The organism is Parashewanella curva, from assembly GCF_003675895.1.
GTDB classification, from domain to species: Bacteria; Pseudomonadota; Gammaproteobacteria; order Enterobacterales; family Shewanellaceae; genus Parashewanella; species Parashewanella curva.
The window spans coordinates 1-6,806 of sequence record NZ_ML014870.1 but is presented as its reverse complement, the minus strand read 5'-3'; the positions used below and the strand labels follow the sequence as shown (position 1 = coordinate 6,806).

Below are 6,806 nucleotides of genomic sequence, written 5' to 3'. Positions count from 1 at the left end.
TCATCTATGTGATTATGAATTAAATCTTGATTTATCATGGTGCTGTCATTGAACATGTTTAGGCTATTTTGAGCATTTTACCTTAAAACCGTTGATATGACTGGTTTATATGAGGGGATGCTTAAGCAATCCTCCCCTTTTTTGAGCAATGTTCCGGGCCATATTCTTGAAGTAACTTTGTATGGATAACGGCTAAGCTAGTATTCTTGGCAATAATGTTAAGGAAAGCAAAATATGAATCACTGTAATTTTCGTTTTCTCTTATTATTTTATCAAAAACTAACCTAACCTTGTGTTGTGCTGTTTGAGCGAAGCTTAAGCACTGTATATCCCTATGAGTAATAAAGATATGGCCCAATTTCGTTAGTTCCTTAATGATTTCTGGAAGATAACGGCTAATCGCTAATAGTTCTAGATCGTTCAGCGAATCCAGTGAGCGATTTATTGCCTTATAATTTAATTTTTGTATAAATTGCGGCTCTTGTGTTGAAGCTAAAGCTAGTAAATCTCCCTTATTTAGCAAGTAACTCTCAATGATACGCATTTCTTTGTTTGCAAAAACTTGATAGCCCATACCGTTTATGACTACTAACTAGATGGTTAGTTTGATCCAGAGCCAAATAATGTTCACGATTAAAGATCAAAGGTTGCTCTGTAGTTGCTACTGGATTTTGAGCCATTTTTTTTCTTAGTTATATCAACTTAAATAGTATCTTACGGAATCATGCTGAATAAAATGTGAATGAAACTATTTTTTGGATTGGCAGCAGCTCGTTTAAAGCAAGGATTCTTAACTAAAATTAGGGAGTGTTGTGTTCGTCGCATGATTCAAAATTTATCTTTTGTATTTATAGCATTCCTGAGTCACTTTTGCCCCAAAGTCGTTTAGAGTCTAAGCTCTACTTTCTCTTGAAACATCCAAGACTAATTCGATTTAGTTGATGAATAGCAAGATGAATTCTAATTCATTAAAAGCAGTAAGCTTAAAACATTTGCTATATATTTCCCTCAATGTTTATCAATTTTATAATGTTCCTTGATTAGAATTTGTAATCAAATGTTCACGGTGCGGTATAGAAAATACAAACAAGCTTTCAAGTGAGGATAAAGGAAACTTATTAAGTTCTGAGGTAAGAATGAGTATACCTGCGTCAAATGGCATTCCTTTTGCCTATTATCATATGTCTGGACCTAGTTTGTGGGATGTTCAGAAATCAATAGCACGAGATCCGCAACAAACACCATACCAAGGGTACTTGGAAATTCTAAAGCTTTTGGAGGGGAATTTTCCAATACAGGATGAATCAAAGGTAGTATCTTGCATACTTAGAATGGGGCTTTCGACATGTCAATCAATGAGACAGCAGTTAGTTATAGAATTCAATGAGCTTTTCACAAGCAGCAAATTTAGAGCTGATATTGTCTATGATGAATACAGGTGTCATCCGCTAGCGGAAGCAAAATTAGAAAGTACTCTTTGTTTATTTAGTAATGTAACTAACGATTTACTCGCAGTATTTCCCAAAAAAAATTAAATTCGACACCAGAAGCATTACCTGCCAAGCGTCTCATCAGTAATTAAACTAGATAGTTCCAGCCCCAAACCGTGACAGTATTACGAAGGTTAGAATTTATTAAATTTCAGACGATTAAACTACTTTCAGTGGTTTTTATTGTGTTTTTCATAGAAAAGCGTAAGCAATATATGGACGTACATTGTTAACAAAAATGGCTCAAATTCATTTCATCAGAATCATCAGAAGAAACATCATTTGTTATCACTGGTTTTCGAAATACACAACTTTCCAGAAAGGCGTCATCGATAGGGCTTAATTTATTTCCGGCCTTAATCCATTCAATCGCTTCAAATGCCAACACTGGTTCCCAAGTCGAATTAGACAATACTTCTAAATACTTATCGCCTTGTGTAATTGGTTTCAATGTGAAAGCACACTCTGTTTGCTCTCCAAAAGGGAATTCAGATGAAAACATTACAATTAAAGAAATGGTAGAGTTTTGCCATATTAGCTCCTGATTGGCAACAGTTCTTAGCTGATGCAACCAAGCGGCGTCATACTGTGCGAATATCAACTTAATATGCTGAGGGAGAGCATAAATTATATAATAAGCTTCAAGTGCGGATTGGTTGAGGGTTTCAGAAAGAAGGGTTGTAAACCCAATTGGTTCCATCCAATACTTATCTGGTGGGTAATTTTTAAATAAAGAGAAATAAGGGTGAAAGTTAATTGCAACTGGAAATGGCAGTATTGTTAGTTGTAGTGCACATTCTAACAGCCCTTTTGAATAACAAGATGATTCAGGCAGCAGATCATACCGATTTTCAGAAGTGCTGATCGCTGGAATTTCGACAATTTTTTCAGTGTCATTATTGAACCATAAAATCATTTCTGATCCGTGGATTGAATCGTTATCCCAAATATCGAGCACTTGCAAGCCATATTGAGACTCATCACTATTAAATGAATCTTGATTAACTGAGTGAATATGAGTTTCAGCGATTTCGCTCTGCTTATCACATTCGGTTACATGGAACTGATTGAGAAAGTGTGTCTTATGGACACCTGAGTATTCTAAATTCAATGCGTTGATGAAAGTAGATTGCTCGAATTTTGGCTGTAATATTTCAAATGATTTCGATAAACATTCGTTTAAAAAATTCAATTCAAAATAAGCATCAGGATCACGTTGCAAAAGTCTATATCGCTCAGTGTTGTCGTAATAATACCTTGGCGGCACTCCTTCTTTGGTACAAAACATTTTCACTATAACGGTATGATTATGTTGGAGACCATGGATAGGGTTCAAGGTGTAAATATTCCCATTGAAACTGAACTCCTGAAACACTTCATGAATAGGCTTTTGAAAGCATTGAATTAAAAAGTTATCTGCGAGTTGGGCTTCTATATTAGTGGTAGACATTTGATGACCTCAACTTTAAACATTCAGAATATAAGAAAGCATACTCAGAATACTACTCGATACAACTTTATATCGGAGTTGAAAGTAAGATTCATCAATGTATTACCTCATGAGCCAGTTCTGAACAAAAGCTGACACGAAATTGCCCCAAAGCTGGTTAAAGTAATAGCTCTATTTGTTTGTTAATAACGAATATAGAGTTAAGCTCTTCTATGTATACTCCCAGCATCTTATTGTTTATATTATCTACGCATGGCTTTGATGTTAAATTGGGAGTTCTAGGTTCTAAAACATCTAGAATAAAAATGACTATGACGGCTTGCAATTAAGGCGTAGGCAACTTTATCCAAGGGGTGGCAACTCATTGAAAATAAATAATCCCCGCAGCAAGCTGTCTTCGCTTCGCTCAGACTTTCGCAAGCGAAAGCGGGGTATTAACATTTCCTCTTTTAGCTACAAACCGCAGCGAGCTGCGGGGAATTGAACCCTAAGAGAATTAAAATTTAATAGTCACCCCCTTCAATTTCGATATAACTATGATTCCTTTGGCAATGCGTTAGGTAATGCTGCTGTGGCGGCGATAAGGGATTACAAACCAACATCTTCCCTCGAAGAGGTTAATAAAGGTCTTAGAGAGCTGAGAGCCAAAAACAGTGCTAAAGCCTTAGCTGCTGTGGATGAGCAAACCAAAACTCAAATTCGTAAAACCCAAGCACAAACGGCAGCGGGAGTTGAAGCTGATATTGAAGGCGCACTCGATCCTGCTATGGTTGCAATTGTGGCTGAGAATGATAAGGCTTTGGCTGAAAATCAGCGTAAGCGTCGTGCTAATGTTGAGAAAGCGAATGCATATAGTGATCAGCTAAATAAGCGAGCAGTAGATCTTGATGAAAGACATCAAGGGATGAAAGATCGAGTTGGAACACTGTCTTCGAGGGGACAAGCTGCATTTGATGCTGGTGCGATTAGAGGTGAGCACAGAGCTAATACGTTACGTACTGTTAGTGATCAAGAAAGAGCTTACCAACAATTTAAACGTCAGGCTGATAGTTATGTTGAGTTTAGAAAGAAACAGCGAACAGAGTATGAAAATAGTAACTTACATAAAGTTATTACAGCTGTGGGTGATGGTGTTGATTATGCTGTAGGTGCGACTAAGAGTTCGTTCTAGTTTTATCATGATGCAATTGTTAATTGGCCTAGTAATGTTGGTAATGCGATCGTAAATGCTTTACCTGATGAGGGAGGCTTTACCTATACACAGGGACTTCAAGCTACAGGAGAGTTTGTGACAAAAGGCATTACAGGGACGCCTTATGGAGAGTTCTTTAATGTCGACTTTGCGAGCCAAACTCTTAATGTTGGTAATTACTGGTCAATCCAAGGAGGGCCAGACATTGGTATCAGGCCTCTGGCATCAGCCGATGCTTCGTTAGAGTTGACGTTGTATTTTGATGGAGGTAATTATACAAAATCTTTGACAGGCCCGTTCTTTGCTGAAGGTGCAGAAGGTGCTTTTGGTTTAGGTTTAGGTTTAGGTTTAGGTTTCGGTTTCGGTTTCGAGACGGTGCAAGCACTTCAACCTAAAGGCCAAAGGTTTGTTGAAGGAGTTTCATTAAGCTTAGCAGTGGGGTCAGCTGACCTTTCTGGACATGCTCAATTTGGATATGGTGGCGTTCATGGCAAGCCTCAGCCAATACCATTTGCAGATGTCCCATCATACTTTTTCCATAGATGGACAAATGGAGTCTTCAAATGAGACAAGGTGTAATGAAGGTGTTAGGAGTGATTTTACTCCTTCTTGTTTGGATTTTTTTCATTTGGAAAGACAGAAACGAACAGTTTGAAGAGCTGCATAAAGATCTTGAAAAACTAACCCCAAGCGAGTCAGCTTGGGTTTACTCAAACATCAGGTTAGCTAAAAATCCTGAGAAAGCGCTTTCTAAAGTTATTATTACAGAAGAACTTAAGAATTGCTTGTTGCAAGCGACTGTAAATAATAACCCCGGAGACTTTGATAGGGAAATGATTATTCATACAGAAATGAGTAATGTGTTTCTTAGGTTTAGGTTCTTGAACGGAGAGTTACAGTACTTCTATCGTAGCTATGTTGATGATGAATTTACATTGCTTCGCTCTTCAGGTCATGTATATAACTCACCTTGCTCGTTGCGAGATTGGCCGGTTGTTGAAGAGTTGTATAGATTAGAAAAGTAGATAACCAAAGGATCAGATTGCCTTAGGCTTTCTGATCCTTCTACTATTTAACAAAATAAATAGGACCCATCTTAATGGAAACATTAAGGTGGGGTATTTGGCAATGCATTGGGTTACAAATTCAAATTTTAAATTGTAGATGTATCAAATTAATATTTCTAATTTGAATACTTAGCTTTAGAGCATTTAACCTAACCAGCTTATGTCCATTGGTGAGTAAGTTCTGAGTGAAGACTGACAAGGCTTTGCCCCATTTTGTGTTAGATTTAAAACTCTAAAACCTAATTAACTCAAGCAATTTAGTCCTGAATCAAAGTGTAGTTTTAGTGCCAGAATCGACATCTTTTACTTTAAATAATGGAGATGATTCCGTATAAATAAATGTAAACGGAAATGTAGTAGCTCAAGTTAATTATAATAAATCAATAGTGGTGAATGGATACACTTCAACTAATAAGGATATCTTATGAAAAAATTTTTATTTGTTTTAATTTTTTTAATACCAGGCTACAGCTTTTCTCAAGAGTATGAAGATTTTGATGACTATCAGCCAAATACAATATATTCGATAGGAACAATTGTTAAATACAAAAATCATCTATGGGTGTCTACTGCTAATAGGGTTTCAGTTCCAACATCTGGTATCGGTTGGAATCAGGTAATATTAACAGGTATCAAAGAATATAATGATGATCCTCGCTCAGTCGAACATAGGCAAAAAATGGATAGATTTTATTATGTAGGTAATAGCGTCAAGTATCACAATCAATATTTTACTTTGGTAAAACCCTGTGAAAGTCTTATCCCTAGAGGTGACTCTGAATTCCATGACTTCTGGAAGCCTTTCAGTCACCCTGGAATTGGATTTGATATCCCAATATTTGATCCTGATTCAGACGAAGCTAAATCATTATTGGGCGTAGATACAAATGATAATGGTATAAGGGATGACTTTGAAATAAAAATAATCATGGGTGATCTGGCTGAACCCGTTAAGCATACATCTTTATCGGCAGGGTATATATACGGAAAACTAATGTCCAGTGGCGTTAGTCAAACTCAAATGTCAGGCCAACAAGCAAACCAGCTCATGTCAGCATTAGTTTCTGTTAAACAGTGTAAAAGCGATCTATCAAGGCAAAGTTCTTTCGGTAAATCATGGAGATCCACCTTTTTCTATAACACCAAAGAAAGGCATAAAGCTAAATTTAAATTCCAAAATAGGGTTTACAGAAGAATTACCACAAAGATTTTCTCTGCAGCAATCCACAATGCCTGCGATAGGGTTAACACTTATAAGGAGAATAATTAAATCTCAAGTTTCGGAGTTCATTTTTAGCTAAAATCATGGGAACTTTTCAGTTGAAATAGCCTCTTGGCGTAATGTAAAAGTATCCATTTGCATGACTTGATTAAAAAACTTGGTTGCTTCTTCGTTGATCTTATTCAGTATGATCTCACTTTCTGTTGCTGATAATGCAGAAATACTAGAAACTGCATCACTGATTAAAGCCTTAAATAATCCCCACAACTTACAGGCAAAATCTAAATTTTGCAGACTGTCGCAAAGCAGGTTTCTTGAGTCACAAACTCTGCTGATGTCATCATTCTGCTTAGCATGTAGAAGCAAGCAAAACCTCAACCCTGTA

Annotated in this window: 7 protein-coding genes and 1 pseudogene; 5 read left to right on the top strand and 3 right to left on the bottom strand. The window is 36.7% G+C overall.

Annotated elements, in window-relative coordinates:
- Window positions 1-121: 121 nt before the first annotated feature.
- The gene (locus D5018_RS20100; protein ID WP_121840766.1) at window positions 122-574 is read right to left on the bottom strand and encodes a hypothetical protein; all 453 of its coding nucleotides are present in this window, start codon (window positions 572-574) and stop codon (window positions 122-124) included.
- 562 nt (window positions 575-1,136) lie between these two features.
- Between D5018_RS20100 and D5018_RS20095 the strand changes: the two genes are divergently transcribed.
- Complete coding sequence (locus D5018_RS20095) at window positions 1,137-1,535, top strand: hypothetical protein (RefSeq protein ID WP_121840765.1); 399 nt, start codon at window positions 1,137-1,139, stop codon at window positions 1,533-1,535.
- 184 nt (window positions 1,536-1,719) lie between these two features.
- Here the strand turns inward: D5018_RS20095 and D5018_RS20090 are convergent, their stop codons facing one another.
- The gene (locus D5018_RS20090) at window positions 1,720-2,940 is read right to left on the bottom strand and encodes a hypothetical protein (protein WP_121840764.1); all 1,221 of its coding nucleotides are present in this window, start codon (window positions 2,938-2,940) and stop codon (window positions 1,720-1,722) included.
- Between the two features lie 571 nt (window positions 2,941-3,511).
- On the opposite strand from D5018_RS20090, the gene D5018_RS20085 reads away from it, so the two are divergent.
- The 4 genes from D5018_RS20085 to D5018_RS20070 all read left to right on the top strand — a co-directional run bounded on the left by D5018_RS20085 (window position 3,512) and on the right by D5018_RS20070 (window position 6,469).
- On the top strand, window positions 3,512-4,111 hold the full coding sequence (locus tag D5018_RS20085; protein WP_121840763.1) for a hypothetical protein: 600 nt from the start codon (window positions 3,512-3,514) through the stop codon (window positions 4,109-4,111).
- 117 nt (window positions 4,112-4,228) lie between these two features.
- Entirely contained in the window at window positions 4,229-4,699 is a 471-nt protein-coding gene (locus D5018_RS20080) for a hypothetical protein (RefSeq protein WP_121840762.1), read from the top strand.
- Window positions 4,696-5,157 (top strand): hypothetical protein, encoded by a 462-nt coding sequence (locus tag D5018_RS20075; RefSeq protein ID WP_121840761.1) that lies wholly within the window; start codon window positions 4,696-4,698, stop codon window positions 5,155-5,157. The genes D5018_RS20080 and D5018_RS20075 overlap by 4 nt, the downstream gene beginning before the upstream one ends.
- 466 nt (window positions 5,158-5,623) lie before the next feature.
- Window positions 5,624-6,469 (top strand): hypothetical protein, encoded by an 846-nt coding sequence (locus tag D5018_RS20070; protein WP_121840760.1) that lies wholly within the window; start codon window positions 5,624-5,626, stop codon window positions 6,467-6,469.
- A gap of 33 nt (window positions 6,470-6,502) precedes the next feature.
- Here the strand turns inward: D5018_RS20070 and D5018_RS22050 are convergent.
- A pseudogene (locus tag D5018_RS22050) lies at window positions 6,503-6,806 on the bottom strand (IS4 family transposase); the annotation flags it as partial.